At 62.3% G+C, this 20,065-nt stretch carries 17 protein-coding genes; 7 read left to right on the top strand and 10 right to left on the bottom strand.

Translation table 11 applies throughout. The features are described from left to right. Positions 1-28 precede the first annotated feature (28 nt). The 5 genes from AC5RWO_RS18585 to AC5RWO_RS18565 all read right to left on the bottom strand — a co-directional run bounded on the left by AC5RWO_RS18585 (position 29) and on the right by AC5RWO_RS18565 (position 9,390). Complete coding sequence (locus AC5RWO_RS18585) at positions 29-715, bottom strand: hypothetical protein (RefSeq protein WP_498732983.1); 687 nt, start codon at positions 713-715, stop codon at positions 29-31. 314 nt (positions 716-1,029) lie between these two features. Continuing rightward, positions 1,030-4,254: a type I restriction endonuclease subunit R gene (locus AC5RWO_RS18580; protein ID WP_498732982.1), complete on the bottom strand. Its 3,225-nt coding sequence runs from the start codon at positions 4,252-4,254 to the stop codon at positions 1,030-1,032. 218 nt (positions 4,255-4,472) lie between these two features. After that, positions 4,473-5,705 carry a restriction endonuclease subunit S gene (locus tag AC5RWO_RS18575; protein ID WP_498732981.1) on the bottom strand — a complete coding sequence of 411 codons (1,233 nt, stop codon included), beginning with the start codon at positions 5,703-5,705 and terminating at the stop codon, positions 4,473-4,475. Then, positions 5,702-7,318 carry a class I SAM-dependent DNA methyltransferase gene (locus AC5RWO_RS18570; protein ID WP_498732980.1) on the bottom strand — a complete coding sequence of 539 codons (1,617 nt, stop codon included), beginning with the start codon at positions 7,316-7,318 and terminating at the stop codon, positions 5,702-5,704. The genes AC5RWO_RS18575 and AC5RWO_RS18570 overlap by 4 nt, the downstream gene beginning before the upstream one ends. Continuing rightward, positions 7,318-9,390: a hypothetical protein gene (locus AC5RWO_RS18565; RefSeq protein WP_498732979.1), complete on the bottom strand. Its 2,073-nt coding sequence runs from the start codon at positions 9,388-9,390 to the stop codon at positions 7,318-7,320. The genes AC5RWO_RS18570 and AC5RWO_RS18565 overlap by 1 nt, the downstream gene beginning before the upstream one ends. A gap of 257 nt (positions 9,391-9,647) precedes the next feature. Between AC5RWO_RS18565 and AC5RWO_RS18560 the strand changes: the two genes are divergently transcribed. From AC5RWO_RS18560 to AC5RWO_RS18545, 4 genes are all read left to right on the top strand, one after another. Further along, complete coding sequence (locus AC5RWO_RS18560) at positions 9,648-10,154, top strand: hypothetical protein (protein ID WP_498732978.1); 507 nt, start codon at positions 9,648-9,650, stop codon at positions 10,152-10,154. Between the two features lie 21 nt (positions 10,155-10,175). Next, positions 10,176-10,772 (top strand): Rv1352/Rv1906c domain-containing protein, encoded by a 597-nt coding sequence (locus AC5RWO_RS18555; protein WP_498732977.1) that lies wholly within the window; start codon positions 10,176-10,178, stop codon positions 10,770-10,772. A 44-nt stretch (positions 10,773-10,816) separates the two neighbouring features. Beyond that, positions 10,817-11,626, top strand: coding sequence for a TM2 domain-containing protein (locus AC5RWO_RS18550; RefSeq protein WP_498732976.1), 810 nt, complete (start codon positions 10,817-10,819; stop codon positions 11,624-11,626). 128 nt (positions 11,627-11,754) lie between these two features. Next, on the top strand, positions 11,755-13,485 hold the full coding sequence (locus AC5RWO_RS18545) for a hypothetical protein (RefSeq protein ID WP_498732975.1): 1,731 nt from the start codon (positions 11,755-11,757) through the stop codon (positions 13,483-13,485). Here AC5RWO_RS18545 and AC5RWO_RS18540 read toward each other — a convergent pair. Continuing rightward, positions 13,439-14,425: a ketopantoate reductase family protein gene (locus tag AC5RWO_RS18540; RefSeq protein ID WP_498732974.1), complete on the bottom strand. Its 987-nt coding sequence runs from the start codon at positions 14,423-14,425 to the stop codon at positions 13,439-13,441. The two genes, AC5RWO_RS18545 and AC5RWO_RS18540, sit on opposite strands and share 47 nt — an antisense overlap. Before the next feature lie 247 nt (positions 14,426-14,672). Here AC5RWO_RS18540 and AC5RWO_RS18535 point away from each other — a divergent pair, with 247 nt between their 5' ends. Continuing rightward, positions 14,673-15,986: an MFS transporter gene (locus AC5RWO_RS18535; RefSeq protein ID WP_498732973.1), complete on the top strand. Its 1,314-nt coding sequence runs from the start codon at positions 14,673-14,675 to the stop codon at positions 15,984-15,986. Continuing rightward, positions 15,983-16,672 carry a FadR/GntR family transcriptional regulator gene (locus tag AC5RWO_RS18530; RefSeq protein ID WP_498732972.1) on the top strand — a complete coding sequence of 230 codons (690 nt, stop codon included), beginning with the start codon at positions 15,983-15,985 and terminating at the stop codon, positions 16,670-16,672. Before AC5RWO_RS18535 ends, AC5RWO_RS18530 begins: the two co-directional genes overlap by 4 nt. 25 nt (positions 16,673-16,697) lie before the next feature. Here the strand turns inward: AC5RWO_RS18530 and AC5RWO_RS18525 are convergent, their stop codons facing one another. Genes AC5RWO_RS18525 through AC5RWO_RS18510 form a run of 4 tightly spaced genes read right to left on the bottom strand, consistent with a single transcriptional unit; the run spans position 16,698 to position 18,881 of the window. Further along, a complete protein-coding gene (locus AC5RWO_RS18525; protein WP_498732971.1) occupies positions 16,698-16,910 on the bottom strand; it encodes a hypervirulence associated TUDOR domain-containing protein in 213 nt (70 codons plus the stop codon). A 12-nt stretch (positions 16,911-16,922) separates the two neighbouring features. Next, a complete protein-coding gene (locus AC5RWO_RS18520) occupies positions 16,923-17,468 on the bottom strand; it encodes a hemerythrin domain-containing protein (protein WP_498732970.1) in 546 nt (181 codons plus the stop codon). Then, complete coding sequence (locus tag AC5RWO_RS18515) at positions 17,462-18,064, bottom strand: protoglobin domain-containing protein (RefSeq protein ID WP_498732969.1); 603 nt, start codon at positions 18,062-18,064, stop codon at positions 17,462-17,464. Before AC5RWO_RS18515 ends, AC5RWO_RS18520 begins: the two co-directional genes overlap by 7 nt. A 22-nt stretch (positions 18,065-18,086) precedes the next feature. Continuing rightward, positions 18,087-18,881 (bottom strand): class I SAM-dependent methyltransferase, encoded by a 795-nt coding sequence (locus tag AC5RWO_RS18510; RefSeq protein ID WP_498732968.1) that lies wholly within the window; start codon positions 18,879-18,881, stop codon positions 18,087-18,089. A 57-nt stretch (positions 18,882-18,938) separates the two neighbouring features. Between AC5RWO_RS18510 and AC5RWO_RS18505 the strand changes: the two genes are divergently transcribed. Then, a complete protein-coding gene (locus AC5RWO_RS18505) occupies positions 18,939-20,036 on the top strand; it encodes a DNA alkylation repair protein (protein ID WP_498732967.1) in 1,098 nt (365 codons plus the stop codon). Positions 20,037-20,065 lie beyond the last annotated feature (29 nt).

Raw genomic sequence — 20,065 nt, 5'->3', positions numbered from 1 at the left:
TTAGGTGCACACTGTTCCACCATCAATCCTAGGAATGATCCCCCTTAGAATAAGGGTGGTCTCCGATATCCGTAGATGCATTGTGAGCTTTGCCTTCAGGGTTTTCGAACCGCCCGCTAGATTTCATCGTGTCTAGTAAGGAAAGTGCTTCCTTTGACTCGGGCTCGAGGTACCTATCCTCACTCTGAACTTGAAGTAACAACACGCCATCGGAATTTGCCTGGTCTATGACATTCTCCGTAAATCCGTTTAATGAAAAAATTACCCCTCTGCGGCGGGATAAGCGGCATATTGTAATCAGCTTGAAGTACCTGTTCAGGTCCATGCGGCGATGTTGGTCGTTTACATAGACTATGTATTCTGTGCCCGGCGGATGGCTGACTTGGTGCACCTCGTCAAAATTAAGGTTTGTAAGCTCTGCATCCATAGGGTTGATTCCCAACGCCTTGGTCCATACGGCTGGTGAATCATCTCGCGCCGATTCAAGCGACAAGGCGGTTCTTCGGTTTGCCACTGGGCGAGTGCTGGACGCTGCTGTCGGTGATTTTATCGGTGCAGGATCTAGCTGCCGAACCAGGGGCGTCATCGTAGTAGCGACGCGGGAAGAAGCCGCCTGAGCACTCTGATAAGCAATTTCTTCGAGATCTGCAAGGGTTAATTCAACTTGTCTCTTGATGTACTGCGGGTTTTTGGTGCCTAATGTGTTGTTGTACATTGAGCTCGCGCCAGCTAGTCCAATTGCCGCTCCCGTAATGCCTAGTAACACCATCATCGATTCTGGGACGTACGATGCAGCAACGAAGAGCGCGGAGCCAATGAGTGCAATAAAGCAGCCCGGTGACTGTTGAGGCGTCGGCAGTAGCTTCCGTTGTGAATATGCCCAGCGGTTGCATCTCACGCGAATTTCTTTATCGTGTTGAATGCGACTTATTTGATTCTTAGCGGATAAGGACGGGTCGGCTGCGATTTTCAGTCCTGCGTCTTTGGCTGCCTGTACCAATTCGTCCGATAAGTGAAGTCGCGGGGTTCTCATGAGGTAGCTCGCGATTGTTGTTGGGATTCAATCGATCGCGGCGCCATGGACTCCATCTGCTCGATGACGAGCTTGATGGCTTCGGGCTGCTTGTCTGGCGGATAGCCGTTGATCACCAGGAGCCGTTTGATCGATGAGCGCAGCTTGGCCCGGACATCCTCGCGGACTGTCCAATCAGTGCGGACGTCGCGGCGCATGATGCCGACCAGTTGGCGCGCGATTTCGGCCAGAATGCCTTCCCCTTGGACTTCAACGGCCGACTCGTTCTGGGCGACTGCGTCGTAGAAGGCTAGTTCGTCCTCGTTCAACGGCGGGGAGAAACGCTGGCCGCGGTGTGATTCCTCGGCGACCTCCTTCGCCAGTTCCACGAGTTCGGCTATGACTTCGGCGGAGGTCAGTTGCTGGTTGGTGTATTTGTGCATCAGCTCAGTGATGCGCTCGGAGAAGGCCCGATGTCGGATGGTGTTATGCCGCGTGGTCCGGACAGACTCCTCCGCTACCAGCTTGCGCAGCGCTTCGATGGCCAGCTGCGGGTTCTTCGCCTTTTGCGTCTTCCCGATAAACTCCGGTGTCAGATCGTTGAGCGACGGCTTGGGCATGCCGGCGGCATCGTAGATGTCGAGAACTTCACCGGTGGCGTCCGTCGCCGTCGCAATCAGCTGACCAAGCATCCGCTGAATGTCTTCGGGGACGGGCTCACCACGGGACTGTCGGTCCGCGGCGTCGTACTTGCCCATCCAGACGCGGATCTCCTCATACACCTGGATCTCCGGGCGAAGCTCTTCCAGCTTCCCGGAACCGGAGCAGAGCGCCCAAGCCCGGGCCAATTGGCCGGCTGTCTGGCGGTAGCGGGCAGAGAGCATGGGGGAGTCGCTGTCAGGCTCGTTGCCTGGAGTCGCAGGGCTGCGCAGGTAGTTGACGGCACCGCTGACGGCGTTGAGGAACGCCTTCGGCCCGCCCTTGAGCAGGACAGCCTTCCAGTTGTATCCGGCCAGAAGCCCGCGCACCTGATCGACCAGCTCCATAGCCAGCGCGGCGGCGTCGTCGACGTTCTTGCCGACGGGCTTCCTCTCCTTGTCTGTGGACGTGTACTCGGCCAGAGCCTTGGCGAGATTCTCCGCCAGGGGCGCGTAGGCCACCAAGAGCCCGTCCTTTTTGCCACGGAAAGTGCGATTGACCCGGGCGAGCGTCTGCATGAGCAGCGCACCTTTCAGCGGCCGGTCCAGAAAAAGCGTGTGTAGCGGCGGGGCGTCGAAGCCGGTGAGCATCATGTCCTTGACGATGACGAGCTCCAGCTCGTCGCCCGGATCTTTGAGCCGCTCCTTGATGGCCTTGTTCGCGGAGTCGCGGCGGACGTGGTCGATCACCGGCGGCATATCCGAGGCATCGCCGGAATAGACCACCTTGATCTTGCCCTTGTCCAGCTCGTCCGAATGCCACTCTGGCTTCAGCGCAACGATCTGCGCGTACAAGTTCGCGCAGATCTCCCGGGTCCCGCAGACGATCATCGACTTGCCGTAGGTGGCCGAACCCTCGGTGTCCGCAATGAACGGTGCCATGAGACCGCGCCGCTGCTCCCAATGCGACACCAGATCCTTGGCCAGCTCCTCTAGCCGCTCGGGGGCACCATAAACCGCGTTGACCACGGCCACGGATTGCTCGATCCGCGCGCGTTCGGTGTCGTCCAGCCCGACGGTCGCCTCATCCGCCGCAGCGTCGAGGTCCTCCTGCGTCACGCCCTCGGCAAGCTGCACCTTAATGAGCCGCGGCTCGAAGTAGACGGGCACGGTCGCGCCGTCGTCCACTGCCCGCGAAAGATCGTAGATATCGATGTAATCGCCGAACACATCACGGGTGTTGCGGTCGTCGAAAGAGATCGGTGTGCCGGTGAACGCGATCAAGGTCGCGTTCGGCAGCGCGTCGCGCAGATGCCGGGCGTAGCCGTCGAGGTCGTCGTAGTGGCTGCGGTGCGCCTCGTCGACGATGACGATGATGTTCTTCCGGTCGCTCAGCAGCGGGTGCTCTATGCCGGAATCCTTCTCTTCCTGTGTGCGCCCGAACTTCTGCAGGGTGGTGAAGTAGATGCCGCCCGTGATCCGGCCAGAGAGTTCGGCTCGCAGTTCCTTGCGCTTGCGGATCTGCTTCGGCACCTCCGGCAGCAGCCGCGAGCGGGCGAATCCGGAGAAGAGCTGCCCGTCGAGTTCGTTGCGGTCCGTAATAACGACGACGGTCGGGTTCTTCAGGGCAGGGTGCCGCATGACCCTGTTGGTGTAGAGCTCCATTTCCATCGACTTGCCGGAGCCCTGGGTATGCCAGACGACGCCGGCCTTGCCGTTCGTGCGTACTGCATCAATCGTGCTGCCCACAGCCTTGGTAACGGCAAAGTACTGGTGCGGCTTAGTGATTCGTTTGAACAGGCCTTCGGCGCCGGCATCGAACGCAGTAAAGGATTCAACTAGCTGCAGGAAACGCGTGGGGTTGTAAAGCCCAGAGATTGCGGTTTCGATCGCGAGGACCGCCTCGCCGTCAACCAGTTGGTCCGGCGGAACGGGATTGCCGTCGTCGTCCACGTTCCAAGGGGAGAAGTGGTTCAGCGGTGTGAACGGCGTGCCGTACTTGGCTTCGAGTCCGTCGGACGCGAAGGTGAAAATGCAGAAGCGGAACGCCATCGGGAATTCACGCAGGTAGGTCTGCAGCTGGGCGTGTGCGGCAGCGACGTCGGCAGTCTTGGCCCCGGCCTTCTTGAGCTCGAGGACACTCACCGGCATACCGTTGCAATAAAGCACGACGTCGAAGCGCCGCCGGCAGTCACCCTGCACCAGTGTGACCTGGTTGACGGCGAGCCAGTCGTTGTCCGTCTCCTCGGCGCCCAGCAACCGGAGCGTTGGGTTCTGCTCCGCACCTTCCGGATCGAGGTAGGTGAATCGGTAGCCTTCGACCAGCATCTTGTGAATGCGATGGTTCTCCGTAATAGCGTCCTGAGATGACGGCGCAGCGATCTCAGCTAGGGCCTGCTGCAGGTACTGCTCGGGAATCCCAGGGTTCAGCCGTCGCAGCGCAGCCAGCAGTCGCGGGCGGATGAGCAGTTCGTCCCAAGTCTCGCGCTCGCCTGACCCTGGCGCGATCTCGTCCCCGTGCATCGGTAGCCAACCGTGCTCGCCGAGCAGATCGAGGGCCAAGCCCTCCCAATCGGCCTCTGTAAACGTTGTCTGAAGTGTCATGCCCTAGCCCTTCCCCCGTGGACGGTGTGTTAAAAGAATCTATCTGCCTTCAAGATGAAGCATTCCAAAACTTGCAGATGGCATCTGCAAGTTGCCCACTGAGCGATTCAGATGTTGCAACAGGCTGTTGCAACATCTGTGTCCAATTGTGCAAGCGACGCTTGCAACATTCGGGTTGTGCAACAGCCTGTTGCACAACCCGCAGATTTGCAGACACGTTATACCGCTGCTTCCACGAGTGCTTCAGCCTCTCTAATCAGGAGCCTGCCGGACATCATCTGCGGTAGGAGGGCGTCACGTATTGTGGCGAGGGCAGTATTTTCATTGCGAAGCGACCCGAGGATCTTCAGATTTTCGTCTGCCCACCGTCCGAACTCAATAAGGAATTCCTTATCGATACGCGAGAGGGTATGACGAGCCAAATCAGCTGCCGCCACGCGCTGCCTGCCAGAGGTCCCGGCCATGTTCTGAATCGCGAATTCGCGGAAGCGCTCGCTGATGGCCATGAAATAGGAAAGGCTCAGCGGTAGGCCCGCCTTCGAGCGAATCACGATGAATTCTGTTGAACCTATGCCAACGTCGCCGTCGGAGAGAAAATCAACGTAGGCGGTCTTGCGATTCTCCAGGCATGGCGTTATGCGGGCGACCAGAGTGTCGCCATTCATGAAGCGAGTTCCGCCCTTTCGTTTTCCGATCCCCCATGTGGCGATTAGCGGTTCGGATGTGGGGAGAGCCTGCATATCGATGACAGTTGGGCCATTTGTTACCACGGTCCTGCGCGGATTCAAGTCGAATAGTGTATCTATGGTGCAGCCGCCGTCAACAGGCTCCGAGTCCAGACCCAACTGACTAAACTTGGCAGTGCCGAGCGCCTCAAAAGTACGTGCGAGCTTGTTGTTGGCATTGATCTTGTCGTCGAGGGAGCCGAGGACGTCGGCAATGGTCTTTTGGCTACTTAATGCTGGGATATTGACAGGGAGATCTCGCAATTGACCGAGGTTGAACCCAGGAATTGTGCTGCCGATGGCGCGGGACTTGACCTCGGAGATCATTCTCGGCTGACTCAGATAGTAGTAGAGGAAAACAGGATCCACCTGCTCTAAATCAGGTGTCAACTTCATCTGCTTGTTAGACACTATGTAGCGGTCATAACGCGACGATTCATCGATCAGACCTAACTGACCAACCGAGCCCCAGTTGGTGAATACGAGATCTCCGCGTTTGGCTACGCTCCGCTCGAACGTCGCTGCGAGAGCTGGTTCAAGGTAGACAAGGTCGCTCTCACTCAGCCGGACGCTAACGCCTTCGCTTAGGTTGCTGCCTCGCAGCATTGGAACACCTTCACTGCGGAAATGCTTCGAGGAAACCGATGAACCAAAGGGCCCTGTTGCCAAAGCGGACTTAGTTGAAGCCGCCAACTGACCTATGGTCGTGGAACGCCAATTGCTCACGGGAGCCTCGCTAGCTGCTCACGAACGACCTGCGCCAGTCGCTCAGATTCTTCGAACTGTTCGAAGAGTTCCTTCTTGAGCCGGACAATTTTCTCCCTGATGGGTTCGCCGTCGTCCTCGATCTCGGCTGCGCCGACGTAGCGTCCCGGGGTGAGAGCATAGTCCGCTTCTTTGATCTCCGCCAAGGTGGCCGAATAGCAGAAGCCTGGTTCGTCGTCGTACTTCAATTCCTGTTCCACGGCGGAAGGCGTGCCGCGCCAGGCGTGGTAGGTGTTGGCGATCTTGGCGATGTCCTCATCGGAAAGGGCGCGTTCTGCGCGGTCCACCATGTAACCGAGGTTCCGGGCATCGATGAACAGGACCTGTCCGGTGCGGTCCACGGTGCCGCGGCCAGCCGCGGACTTGTCCTTGGAGAAGAACCAAGTGCAGACTGGGATGCCGGTGGATCGGAAGAGCTGGGTGGGCAGGGCGACCATGCAGGAGACCAGGTCGGCCTCGACAAGCTGCGCGCGGATCTGTCCTTCACCACCGGAGTTGGAGGACATGGAGCCGTTGGCCATGACCACACCGGCCGAGCCGCCGGGGGCCAGTTTTGAGATGATGTGCTGGATCCAGGCGTAGTTGGCGTTGTTGACCGGCGGGACGCCGTAGCGCCAGCGGGAGTCCGATTCATTGCGCGCCCAGTCCTTGATGTTGAAGGGCGGGTTGGCCATGACGAAGTCGGCCTGCATCTCCGGGTGCTGGTCGCGGGCGAAGGTGTCGCCCCAGCGTGGTGCGAGGTTGGCGTTGAGCCCGTGGATAGCGAGGTTCATCTTCGCCATCCGCCACGTGCGCTCGTTGAGCTCCTGCCCGTAGACAGAGATGGCAGTGCGGTCCTCGTTGTGCGCGTCCAGGAACTTCTCGGTCTGCACGAACATGCCGCCGGAGCCGCAGCACGGGTCGTAGACGCGGCCGTCGGTCGGCTCGAGGACTTCCACGAGTACGCGCACGACGCCGGCGGGCGTGTAGAACTCGCCGCCCCGCTTGCCCTCGGCCTTGGCAAACTTCTCCAGGAAGTACTCGTAGACCTCGCCGAGCAGGTCGCGGGCGCGCGTGGCGCCTTCGCCGCGGAAGCGGGTGGTGTTGAACAGGTCCAGCAGTTCGCCGAGGCGTCGCTGGTCCACGCTGTCCCGGTTGAAGATGCGCGGCAGCGTGCCGGCGAGTGACGCGTTCGCGGCCATGATGGCATCCATGGCGGCGTCAACTAGCTCGCCGATGTTCTTCGGCGGCTGTCCGTCCATGGCGGGCAGGCCTTTGGCGTTCTCTGCGAGGTATTCCCAGCGGGCGTTCGCCGGCACCCAGAAAACGCCGCGGCCGGTGTATTCGTCCGTGTCGTCGATCAGTTGGCCGATCTGGTCTTCGTTCATGCCGTCCGCGGCCAGCTCTACCCGCAGCTGCTCGCGGCGCTCGGCGAACGCATCCGAGACGTACTTCAGGAACACCAAGCCCAGGATGACGTCCTTGTACTGCGAGGCGTCCATGGAACCGCGCAGCTTATCCGCGGCCTTCCACAACGTGTCCTTGAGTTCCTTCATGGTCGACGGCAGCGCGTCGGCCTTCTTTTTCGGGGGCACTAGGGTGTTCCTTCCGTTGACGTTTCGGGTGGGACGACGGCGAGCCGTCCGCGGGAGGTGCCGTCCATCAGCAAATCGGTGAGGTTGTTGAGCCGGGCGAGTCTGTCCTCTGCGGCCCGGCGGTGCCGGTTGAGCTCTGCCAGCGCGGCGGCCAGCGGCTCCCGCTGTGGTGCGGGAAGGGTGCGGACCGGCCATTTCCGCCAGTTGCCCGCAGGGGCGGCGTTGATGTCCGCTGCGAGGAGCTCGGGCAACAGTCCGCCGGGATCCTTGGCGCTGATCCGCAGCACCCGGGCCGGATAAATCACGACGGCGGAGCCCTCCTTGTCCACGAGAACGGCTGGTTTTGCTCCGGTGCAGAAGACGATATCGCCCGGCTCTGTCAGTTGGGCGCGCGGGTGGTTGGCAGCGAAGACCAGCCTGTCGATCCGACGTCCACCGGGATCGGAGCTGCTATGGAGCTCGGCCATTCCAAAGACACGGGCACCGCCGTCAGCTTCGGTTGACACATCGGCTTCATCCACTCGTGTTCCGGGAATGTAGACGAGGTGCCGGGCTTTCAGCAGCTGGTCGACGGTGGAGCGCCCAGGACCTGATTTTGTCTGTCCAGTGGAACGGGTGGGTGCAGTTTCCACCGTGATTTCCAATGGAACAGCCTCGACATCCGATGAGTTCAGCCGGGCAATCAAATGCTCGGCGCGAACCATGTCTTCGGCGGCGGTCGCTGCCTGAACCAGGGTCTTCAACCGCGGTATGCTGGCGGCAATCGTCAGCGCACCCCGGCCCGCGAGCAGGGCATGCGTCAGTACCAGCCGCGCGAAGCGGAAAGAGTGGGCGCGGACCAGCTCACGGTTCCCCATGGCAGCAGCCATGTCCGAAACCAGGTCCTGCACCGCGGCCTCGTCCAGTTCGACGTTGGACAGGTCCGCGGTCATGGTCCAGCGTTCGCCGATGGGAACGTCCTGGTGGGCCGGGCCGAGGACCCAGAGGGCCTGGGCCTGGCGGGATTTGCTCTTGAGCAGGCCCTGCGGCAGCTTCACGATGGCACGGACCCGGCCAGAGCGCAGGACGTCGGAGCGAATGTCTTCCACGCGGCGGTTGCCGGCAGCGTCTGCGAGGACTGCGGCGGGTCCGATAACGACGGCCCGCTGGGAGTCATCCATCCGCAGCACAATGTCGTCGACGGCGGTGAGCAGATCCTCCGGCGACAACTCCGGCTGGGCAGGGGAGGGGAACTGAGCCACGTGAACGATCGAACTTTCAGCGCCGATCCCTGCAGCGTCTTTGATACGGAGATTGTCCCGGTGTGCTGCATGGAGCCGCAACCTGCGCCGCCCGAGCCGCGCCGCGCCGTCGTCGTTGTTTCCCGCCGCGAGGACGGCGGCCTGCCCTTCGTGGAGAAGATCCGCGACACCCACCAGGAGGTCGCTCCCGCCCAGTGTGGCGTCGGCGAAGACCGGCTGCGGTTCCCCGGCCGAGAGCTCGACGGCGATCGCGGCGACCGTGCGGATGGCAATATCGGTGAGCGCCGCGAGCGATTCCTCCCGCAAACCGACCCGGAAGCGGTCCGCCATGAGGCGCTCGAAGGCGGCGGGAGCGCTGTAGGCGGCGTCCACCAGCAGGTCCGTGTACTTAGCCAACGGGACGAGTCCGCCAGCGAGGGCTTCGAGTTCCGAGTAGAGGAACGTGTCGTCCGGATCCTGCTCGTCGGCGGCGTCCAGCAGATCTGCCTCGCTGAGATCGCTGACGGGGCCACCGGTGAGTGAGCGTAGCGCGAGCAGGCCCGTCACAGCGTTGAAGTGTGCGCTGTCCAGGTTTGGGCCGGTAGGAACGGCGAAGGCCGCGAGATCCTGCGCGGCTTCCGGATTGTTGCCTCGCCCCGTGGCGTTGAGCCATTCCGCCACCTCGAAGGCGTTGAAGAGTTCCTGGTTTCCGTATATGGCCACCGGTTCAGGAAAGGGCAGCGCGGTCCCCTCGCTGCGTTTGCGCCACATGGTCACCACCGGGCGCTTGACCTGGGCCAGGAGCGCGATATCGGCAAGGGAGATGTGCAGCGGCGCGGCCGTGCCAGTCATCTGATTCCCCCTTTTTCAGTGCGTGGGTTCCAGCGTACTGGATAAACGTTCACTGGTAGAGCGTGTCCTGATAATCCCCCTTATCAGTTGTTTGTGTCCGCCTTTGATGGCGGTCGTCCTAGGTTTGAAGAGCAAGGCCGGCTGGGGTGAAAGACCGGCACTGCAGGCGGGGAGGCTGAAGCCAAGTTGTGGGGGACTTGCTTCGCCTTCCCGCCCATTAGCTACCAAGCATTCCGCACCAGACAAGGAAGCCCGTCATGACGCAACCACCGAACACAGTTCCTCCGGAACCAGCGGCGGGCGCCGACTTGAATGGCTCGGCTGGGCAGCCGGACGGAAACGCCGACGCTACTCTGGCGCGGCGGAAGGACAAGGGGCGGCTCCTATTTGCTGCAGGCGGCGTCGGTGTCGGTTTGGTTGCGGGCGTCCTGATGGGGCAGATCGACTTCCCGTCCACTTCGCACGCCATTCCCGTCGCCGTCGAATCCTGCGAGGTGGCTGACGCAACGGGCATCAGCTTGCTGGACGAGGGCCAGAGCATCTCGATGCAGACGGCGGGAAGCGAATCCACCGGGGCCGAGTATGCCGAGGTTACTTGCGTGCTGATCGCCCTTGAAACTCCGCAGAGCGTGATCTCGCGGATCGACAGCACGCGGGCCCTAGACGGACGCCAAACCGGGGAATGGGGAGAGTTCTCGGCGTCGTGGGGCTATCACCCGGACAACGGCCTGGACATCGTCGTCGAAACAGTCGACAAGAAGTAGCTCGGAAAGGTTGGGGGAAGCATGGACAAGGCAAAAGTTGGGGCAACCGGCAGAGGGAAGACGATCGCCCTGGTGATTGCCGGCGTCGTACTTTTTGGCGGTGGGATCGGCGTCGGCACCGCGGTGACGGATCCGACCGCGAGCAATGAATACGTTGCTCTCCTGGGGGAGAGGGACGCTGTGGAATCAGAGCTGACCGGGCTCGATTCGGACTATGGCGAGCTCAAAGCCGACTACGACGCGATGGCGGGCGGCATCGAAAAGCGTGAGTCCGCTGTCGAGGAACGGACCGCGGACCTCGAAAAGGGCGAGGCGGAGCTGAAGGAAGCCGAAGCTGCCGTCGCGAAGCGGGAAAAGGAAGTCTCCGGCGCCGAGAAGGAAAAGGCGGACAACACCATCCGCGAAGGTACCTGGACGGTTGGCGTGGACATCGCCGCAGGCACCTACCGCACCACGGATTCCGTCGGGTCCACCTGCTACTGGGGCATCTACACGTCCGGTACCAACGGCGACGACATCATCACCAACGACATCCCGGGCGGTGGCCGGCCAACGGTCACGCTGTCCAAGGGGCAGGACTTCAACACGACCCGCTGCGGTACGTGGGAGAAGCAGTAAACCAACAACGTCCGCCAAACGGCGGACCGATGAAAGGCGCAACCATGACTCACTACGCACCGAACGAACCGCTGGCCGGGCGGCCGGCAAACAACTATGCAGCCCAGTCGCAGGAGGGCGGCAAGTCCTTCCTGGCCACGTGGCTGTTGTCCCTGTTCCTTGGGGTCTTCGGAGTGGACCGGTTCTACTTGGGCAAGATTGGTACCGGGATCCTCAAACTGGTCACCTTGGGAGGGCTGGGGGTCTGGGTCCTGGTGGACCTGATCATCGTGCTGGCCGGCGGCCAGAGGGACAAACGCGGGCTGCCGCTGGCCGGGTACGGTAAGCATAAAGTTCTTGCCTGGATCGTGACTGCGGTCCTCATCGTGCTCAGCGCGATCACCGGCGGTTCCGCGGGGCAGGGCACTGCCGGTCCTGCGCCGATTGCGGACACGAACGCCGCGGTTCAGGAGCAGCCGGCGCCGGAGCCCGAGGCAGCTGAACCGGCTCCGGCCGAGGCGGCTGAACCGGCTCCGGCCGAGGCGGCTGAACCGGCTCCGGCCGAGGAACAGTGGACCGAGGTGGCTTCGCTCGAGGGGAGCGCTGACGCCGCCAGCCCCACCTTCGAACTAACCGGAGGCGAAACACGCCTGACATATGAATTTGAAGGGGCCGAAAATGATTTCGTTGTGGTGGCGGCCTACCTGGAGAAAGAAGGGACCGACCTGGCTGTAGATGGCGGCCTCCCGATTATGGTCCTCGACAAGCCGGGCGCCGGCGAAACAGCCCTGCACAAGACGCCGGGCAAGTACTTTCTCGACGTGCGCGCAGCCAACATCGACTCGTGGACTGTGACGATCGAGGAGAAAAAGTAGTCTGCCGAAGCTGACTCCAGGAGCCGAGCTGCTCAGGCCCAGTAAAAATGTCAGTGCGAACGGTTAACCTGAAATTCGGGGTGGTTCTGGGACGAGCACCTCGTTGGGGGATAGATAGGGGAGCTGCAATGAACTGGGCGTTGTGGGACGGAACAGGGGCGGAGCTTGCCGCACATATGCAAAGGGAACGCGAGCAACATCTCGTGGTCATTTCGCAGCGGACTGACTCGGAGGCATTGAACCTTGACGCCCAATACATCGCTGAACGTCTGGATGGATGGGCTGAGGTTGTCGTACTGAGGAACGTGGGCGCCGCATACGAGTTGTCAGAAATTCTGCCCGAACACTGGCAAGTATTCGGTGACTCGGCCCGGGCCTATCCTGCCGGTGCGACCCTGGAGGATGGCCGTCCCAGCAGGTACGTTGTCGCCCGTGCCACTGGGGAGCTGCGGAAGGCAGCCGATGAGCTGATCGACCTGGTGGATGCGATGCCGCTTCCACCGGTGGCCGCGGCAACGTTGGCTGGCCGGAAGGATCGCGTGACAAAGCCTGTCCGGCAGTCTGGTGTGGTGGCTGGCTTTCTGGGGGCTGGGGAGCGGGCTCTGCTGCACCTTGCGGATGGAAGCCGGGCCGTTGTGCGGCATGAAGACGTGATCCCGAACGTCCGGCTCGATTGGCTCATGACGAATGGACAGGCTGTTTCGGGGTTCGTGGATCCTGAGTCCAAGATCATGGACGTGTCGGACGACGTTTACATTCCCGGTACGGGACAGGTCTACCAGTGGGGTTCTGTTGTGCTGTGCCTGGTTGAGTCGGTGGGGGCGGACTCAGCTCAGCTGACTCTTGTCCCGAACGTCTCTGTCACTGTTCCGGTAGCGGACATCAGCTCCAACCCACTGGACCAGGCAGACGAGCTGCTGACCGCAGGACATGTAGTGGCAGCGCGGCTACTGCTGGACCGTGGCCGCAAGAGATTGTCACTGATCGATGTGGACGACGAGGACATGCCAGTCCCGGCGCCCGCTTTGCTAGCCGGCGGGACGCCATGGCTGGAACTGGGCCGGAACCTGTTGCCGCCCAGTTTTGAGGAACTCGCCGAAGGCGGTGCAGGAGCCGGCACGGAAGACAGGGAACGCGGCATTTCCACGCCAAGGACCCCGGCAGCACCTTCGAGACCTGCCTTAAAAGAAGTCGAGCTACAACTCGAAGCGGCACGCGCAGAGAACCGCCGTCTGCAAAAGGAGCGGCAAAACAAGGACGCCGACAGCCTGCGGGCGGACGAGCTCCAAGTCGAACTGGACAACCTCCGCAGGGAGTTCCAGGACGACGCCCGGACGATCCATGCGCTGCGCTCCGAGGCACGGCACAAAACTGAACTACTCATGAAGGCCCAGAACCGGGCACGTGTCGCGGAACGGAGGCTTGGCCGAGCAGAAGGAGGGGACGCAAAATTCTCCACAGTAGAGGAACACTTCCGGCACGAGCTCTATCTTGCATGGGTTGAGCGGGTCGCGGCGACGGAGAAGGCGAAGCTGCCAATGCAGGAGTTCACGGTTGGTCCGAAATTTCTGGACTCCTTCTACACGCATTCTGCTGAGCATCGGCGGAAAGCGCTGCGGGGCCTCGTTGATCTGTTGACGGGCAGGGCTACAAGCATGCCTGCCCGTCAGCTCCACCAGTTGCGAACCGGCGTCGGCGGTGATGACGGCCCGGTTGTCCGCTCCTCTGATCGGGCCCGCTGCATGCGTATGTCGGTGGAAGTCAACGCTCCGGCCGCCCGCCGGTTACATTTCTGGGACATACCGGGTGGACCTATCGAGCTTCACGAGCTGGTCCCGCATGATGTGACGGACCCGTGATTTCTGAGGCGGAGGCCGAGTCGTAAATCCCTCCACCGGACGGGTTGATGTGGTGAGCCCGCACCTGCGTCACGGCGAGATCCAAGAGCGGCGTATCGACATTCAGGGTTCGTGCCCGGGCCGCGAGAGACCCGAGAAGGTGCTCGGCTTCGACTGCCTGCCCCCTTTGGAGATCCCGGTAAAGCGAAGAAGTGAACGCAGACCCCGGAGCTGACAGCATCTGCAGGCTCTGCTGATGCCCCAGCTCGCTCACGGGGTAGCCAGCTGCTGCGGCAACGTTTTCGGCTTCGGTGATGGCTTGCAGGATTTGGGGCCGACCTCCTGCTTCGAGGATCACGCCCACATTGTTGCGTAGCAGGCAGGTGAGAGCTCCGGCTGCGCTGATGAATGCCCACTTTTCCCAGAGCTGCTGCATCATCGTCGTCGTGATGGTCAGGTCGATGCCGGGAACATCCAGGTTTTCCACGAGGGAGGGAGGAAGTGGGTCGGCCGTCAACGCCCCGACGGTCATTGTGGACAGTGCTGTCATCTGCCGGATGGCACCGGACTCGTCGACCATAGCGACGATTTTCACTAGGCCACCAATTACCTGCCCCGGATAGGCGTCTTCGAGCACGTCGATATGGTCAAGACCGTTGAGGAACGGCAGAATCAGTGTCTTGTTGCTGATCGCTGGGGCGGCGGTGTCGAGGATCCCCTCAAGTGCGGGTGCTTTCACCGCAATCACCACCAAGTCGTAATGATCACCTTCAGAGATGGTGGTGACGGCTGTAACGGCATGCGTCCGATCCCCGTCTGGGGCGAAGAAGCGCAGGCCATCCCTTTGCAGGAGTCTCTGGCGTTCAGGGCGAACAAGGTACGTGACGTCTCTGCCCGCTTCCTGGAGCCGCGTTCCAAACGCACCTCCGGTAGCTCCCGCGCCAACAATCAATATGCGCACCGGTACTTCCTTCCAGTTTGTCCCAGGCAGAGAATGCGGTTAGAGGACAGTGTTCTGATCATTTCAAGTCTCTCAGCCCCTCATCGGACTCAGAAGCAGAAGTGCTGTGTCTACATCAGCCACCACTTCGTCAAGAGTGCCGTGCTCGTGTTTGCCCACTTTGCGCGAACAGACATCAAACGTCTAATGTTTACATATGTCGTCCCGGATTACTCAAGCTCCTCCTCATGAACCTGCTAATGAGAACTTGGGCGAAGTCCTGGATGAAACTCTTGCTCCGGAGTTGGAAGAGCGTCTGATGGCGCCGAAGCCGGCCACGCCGAAAAGGCTTGCGGCCTTCTTGGCGATTACCGCCGTCGTACTTATTGGTCTGAATTTGCGCGTGGGGGTAGCCAGCGCCGCCGCCCTGTTCCACGATCTGCAGCTGCTGCTGGGGTACGGACCGCTGGTGGCGGCCACGCTGCCGTCGATTCCCGTCATCTGCTTCGCCGTTGCCGGCGCCGCCACATCCTGGCTGACCAGACTCGTCGGGCTGGAACGCGCGATCGCTGTTGCATTGACGCTTCTCACGGCCGGACTGGCGCTGCGCGTGGTCGATTCGGTCGGCATGCTGCTGCTGGGCACGGTGGTCAGCATGTCGGGGCTGGCCATCTGCAACGTGGCGATGCCATCCTTCATCCGCAAGCACTTTGCACACCGGACTTCGACGATGACGGGCGTTTACACCATCACCATGTCGATCGGCGCGACCACTGCCGCTGCGCTGAGTGTCCCGGTGGCGATGCAGCTGAACTCGCCGGTTATGGGCCTTGCGTCGTGGTCGCTTCTGGCCGTCGTCGCCCTGCTCGCGTTCATTCCACTGGCTGTGTCTTCCAAACCGCGCCCGGTAGCCGAAACCGGCGCGGGCGTCTCGCCGTGGCCGTTGCTGCTCACCCGCCAAGGCCTGTTGATCACCGGTCTCTTCACCGTGCAGGCGCTGCTGGTCTATACGATCATCAGCTGGCTGCCCTCCATCCTCATCGCCCGCGGACTGGATCCGGCGTCCGCGGGGCTGATGCTCGGTGCTCTGCAGTTGATCAGCATTCCCGCAGTTGTCCTGGTGCTGGCGATGGCCAGCAGGCCACGGCTGCTGCGCCCGGCGTTCATGGTGTCCACCGGCGCCAGCTTCCTGGGCTACGTTTGTCTGCTGGTCATGCCCAACCAGCTGGTCCTTGTGCCAGTGCTGCTGATCGGCATCGGGTTCTCGGTGTTCCCGATCGTCATGGTGGTGATCAGCCGCAGCGGCAACAACGCGGCGGAAACCACGGCGATGTCCACTCTTGCCCAGTCGGTGGGCTATCTCGTGGCGACCGTGGGTCCGTTCGGCCTGGGTTTGCTGCACGCGGCCACCGGCGGGTGGACGCTGTCGCTGGAGCTGATGGTGGCCGTGGCGGTGCTGCAGCTGTTCCTGGCGTACTGGCTCAGCGCCGGTGGCGGTGGACGCGGACGGGGCCGTGGCCGGGTACGCTCGGGCGGCCGGGGGCGTTTGCTTGGGCGTCGCGGCGAGGGGAGCCAGGCATGACGCTCGGTTCAGTCCACCGCCCGCAGCTTGCCGACGAAGTCACCGAGCGGCTGCGCGAGGCGATCGTCTCCGGCCAGTGGCCCCTGCAGGAACGGATCCCGCCCGAGCCCGAGCTCATGGCGCAGCTCGGCGTTTCACGGGGGACGCTGCGCGAGGGGATCAAGGCGCTGGCCCACTCGGGGATGCTGGAGGTCCGGCGCGGGGACGGCACCTACGTCCGCGCGGCCAGCGAGATCCATGGTGCCGCCCGCAAGGCCTACCGGGATTACGAGGACGAGGACGTACTGCAGGTCCGCTTCGCTCTGGATACGAAGGCCGCGCGTCTGGCCGCCCGCTTAGCTAACGACGACGACATCGCGGCTATGCGGACGATGCTCGCCAAGCGCCGCGAGGCCTGGGCGGCGGAGGACCTGGAACAGTGGATTGCGGCCGACTGGGAGTTCCACCTGAAGGTGGCGGAATCCTCGGGCAACAGGCTGCTGCACGAGCTCTACGGCAGTTTCGGTGATGTCTTCCACGGCACGAAAATGGCCCAGCGGTTGCGCAATGGATTCGACGGCTGCCTGGAAGCCGGGCATGAGGCGCTCGTGGCGGCCATTGCCGCCGGCGACGAGGAAGCGGCCGTGGCGACAGTCAACGCCAATCTCAACTACTGCATGTCATGGATGAAGCAGCCGGGGGAGTAGCAGTCCAGGGCCGTGCCCGGCCCGCTCATCCGGCCTTATGCAGCGCCGAGCCTTTATGGACCGCGACATGGTCCGTCTTGTCGCTCTTGATTTCGTACTGCGGCTCATCCGGCGAGCAGCGCCGGGTGCGGCCTTTGAATTCGAAGTCCTTCGTGTGGATCTTGGTGATAGTGCCGGAAACCTCGCCGCCCTCTGTATTCCACCGCACGTGGTCGCCGGTCTTGAATGATGCAGCCATGTAGGCCTCCTCTCAGGCCAGCCGGGTTTCCGTCGTCGTATGCAGATGCTCGCCGCCATGGGGGTGGGCCTCGCCGACAATCTCATGCAGCCCTTCGACCGCCTCGACCAGAGACAGATCCGGCTGGGAAACAATGAAGGGCAGCAGCAGCTTGTTTTCCTTGTCCAGGTGCTGCGCGAAGAGGCGCTCGATCGCGGTGGCCAGGGCGGCGGCCCGGATTCCCTGGGCACCGCGCAGTTCCTCCAACGAATTGGTGATCACCCGGTGCTCGGCGAGCAGACCCTCGACAAGAAGCGTTGCCTCCGGCCGGGAACGGGCTCGTTCGTAAAGGGCTGATTCCTCTGCCATGGCATGCGGAATCAGCTCGATTTCACACCACTCCACCAGCAGTGCGTGCGCGTCATGTTCCGCCGGCTTCTTCCCGCTTTCAACCGCGTCAACCAACGCGCGGGTCAAATGGTTCAGCCGGGTCAGCATCTGCCCGTGATGGTGTTCGACGGCGGCGATGGCCTGCTGGTCGCTGTTCACATCTTTGGCTTCGTTGACCATCTCTACCATTGCCCTTCCCGCGTATACGGCCGCGACCACAAGGCAATCTGCAGCAGCACCGCTTTGAGCCAGGCCTGCATCATGGCATCAACTTGTTCGCCGTCGTTCTCTTTGCGCGCCAGGAAGGGACGGACGGTGATCGTGACCGGCCCGGTCAATGCGATGAGATGCCGCAGCGGCACTACCGAGGTGGAGCCGACATGGTCCGTCTCGTTCTTGTGGGCCGGAGTGTGCCGGAGTGCGATTTCGTTCTGGTAATCCAGCCATTCCTGGTCGTAGGAGCGGGAGCAGGTGTCCCGGATCCATTGCCCGAAACGCGGACGGACCGCCGCGAGGTACTCATCGATGGGCGGGCCCCCGGGCTGGGAAAAGTGGGCCACCAGTTGCGGCTGGCTGGCAACGAAGCCGTACCAGACATCGAGAATGTCATCGACCTGGTCATCGAGCAGTTCGCCTGCCCGCTGCAGCAGCGCCGTGTCGCGTTCATCGAGCATCACACTGGCCTTGAGTTCCTCCAACTCGGTCAGGGTGACGGGCGAATGCTCGGCGGTTCCGTAGTTGTAGCCGGGAATCTCTGTGTTGGTCGACTCGGACGACATGGCCATACCTCCAACTAGTTCGCGTCCCTCATTCGTACCCCCGGGTGCAGCCAGGGTCAATGGTTTGCCGCCGGGCCTGTTCGCGGGTGGGACGTGAGCTAAGTCGGTCGAGGGGTACAAACATCTCAAATGTTGGGGAAAGAGTTGGGGAAATGAAGAATCTGTTTTCATGCTCCTTGTGGGCGGCCCATTCGGCGCGAGATCGGCTTCCCAACCCACGACGGCGACGTCTTTCTTCCCGCCGCGTAGATACAGCCGGGACCGCGTGGAAGGCAATCAGGCTGCTGCTGCCCAACGGCTGATTGGTGCAGGTGCCTTCAAACCCGGCCTCCGTGAGACTCACGGACACCGTTTCAACGATCCTCCGGACGGGTGAGCTTGGCGGAGGTTCGAAAAAGAGCCTAAGGACGCCGTCGTCGGACAGGATGCGGGCGAGTTTTTGGAGCTCCTCGACGGCGTTCCGGGTCCAGAAGAGGTTCACGTTGATCGCAAAAACCGTGTCGAAAGGGCCGGCGGACTGCAAAGCGGCGTCTTCGAGAGGTGCACACCGCACTTCTGCGGTGCCCCGGTCGATAAAGCCTGCGAGGCGTTGTCGGCTCGCGGACACAGCCTTTTCGGAGCGGTCGATCCCCAGGTAGCGTCCCGTTGTCAGCTGCGCGCAGATCAAGGATGCCGCAGCGCCGGTGCCACCGCCGATTTCCAGAATCGCCTGCGCCGGACGAACGGCGAGCACCTCAACGGCTCTACGCACTCTCGGTGGCACAGAACCGGGCAGCAACGTTCCATCACCCTCAGTAACCAGCAGCAAGAAGTCTTTGCGCACAATAAGATGCCGAAGAGGGGACATTGGCAAGAGCTGTTCGGAAACCGGGAGGACCACATGGGTGCAATGAACGACCTGCTGAGTCCGGAGGCCGTGGAGGGACTGAGGACAACGCTTGGCCAGGGCTCACCTCGTTCGGACTGGCCGGCGCTCGCCGCCGCCGAGGCGAAGCTGGAGCCGCTCTCGCTCCGCGCGCGCTGCGATCTGCTGACGGCTGCGCTGCTGTCCGATCTGGACGTCGGCTACGATCAGGCAGCCGACATTGTCCGCACTGCTCTGAATGATGAGTCCTTCAGCGGCTGGATGATCTGGCCTGTCTCGGAGGCTGCCGTCACGCTCGCGTTGCAGGACGGCACCACGCGCGCCTTCGACGATGCCCTGGCCTTGCTCTTCGAGCTGACTCCCCGGCTCACCGGGGAGTTCGCGATCCGCCGCCTGCTTCTGCAGGACCTTGACCGGGCGCTGGCACAGATGCAGGACTGGACGCGGCACACGGACGAGCAGGTCCGCCGGCTCGCCAGCGAAGGGCCCCGGCCGTACCTTCCATGGGCGGTCCGCGTGCCGGAAATCATCGCCCGCCCGGAAGCGACGCTGCCGCTCCTGGATGCCCTGCACGCCGATCCAAGCCAACTCGTCCGCCGGTCCGTGGCGAACCACCTCAACGACATCGCCCGCCACGACCCGGAAACCGTGGTCGCCCTGGTAGAGAAATGGCAGGGGGATCCCGGCGACGGAACGCCGTGGGTGGTGCGGCACGGGCTGCGGACACTGGTCAAGAAGGCGCACCCCGGCGCGCTTGCTTTGCTGGGCTTCACTCCGAATGCGGTGAGCATCGCCGTGCCGGAACTGGACCGGATCGAGGTGCAGTTGCCGGGCGAAATCGCGTTCACGGTTGCGGTCACCAACGACTCGCTGCACCCGGCGCGTCTGGCCGTGGACTATGTGGTCCATTACGTGAAGGCCAACGGAACGCTGGCCCCGAAGGTCTTCAAACTCGCAGTCGCGGAACTGAAACCGGGCGAGACCCGCCGGTTCAGGAAGATCCATGCCCTCCGGCCGATGACCACCCGGGTGCATTACGCCGGCCGCCACCTGCTTCAAGTGCAGGTGAACGGCCAGCTATCGGCGGCGGTGGAGTTCGACGTCGTTATTTAGCGGTGGCCGGGGAGCGATGGCAGGAAATC

The sequence above is a fragment of the Arthrobacter sp. B055-34 genome, assembly GCF_059090425.1.
The sequence above is the reverse complement of the archived record's forward strand: the minus strand, read 5'-3'. Positions and strand labels throughout refer to the sequence as shown.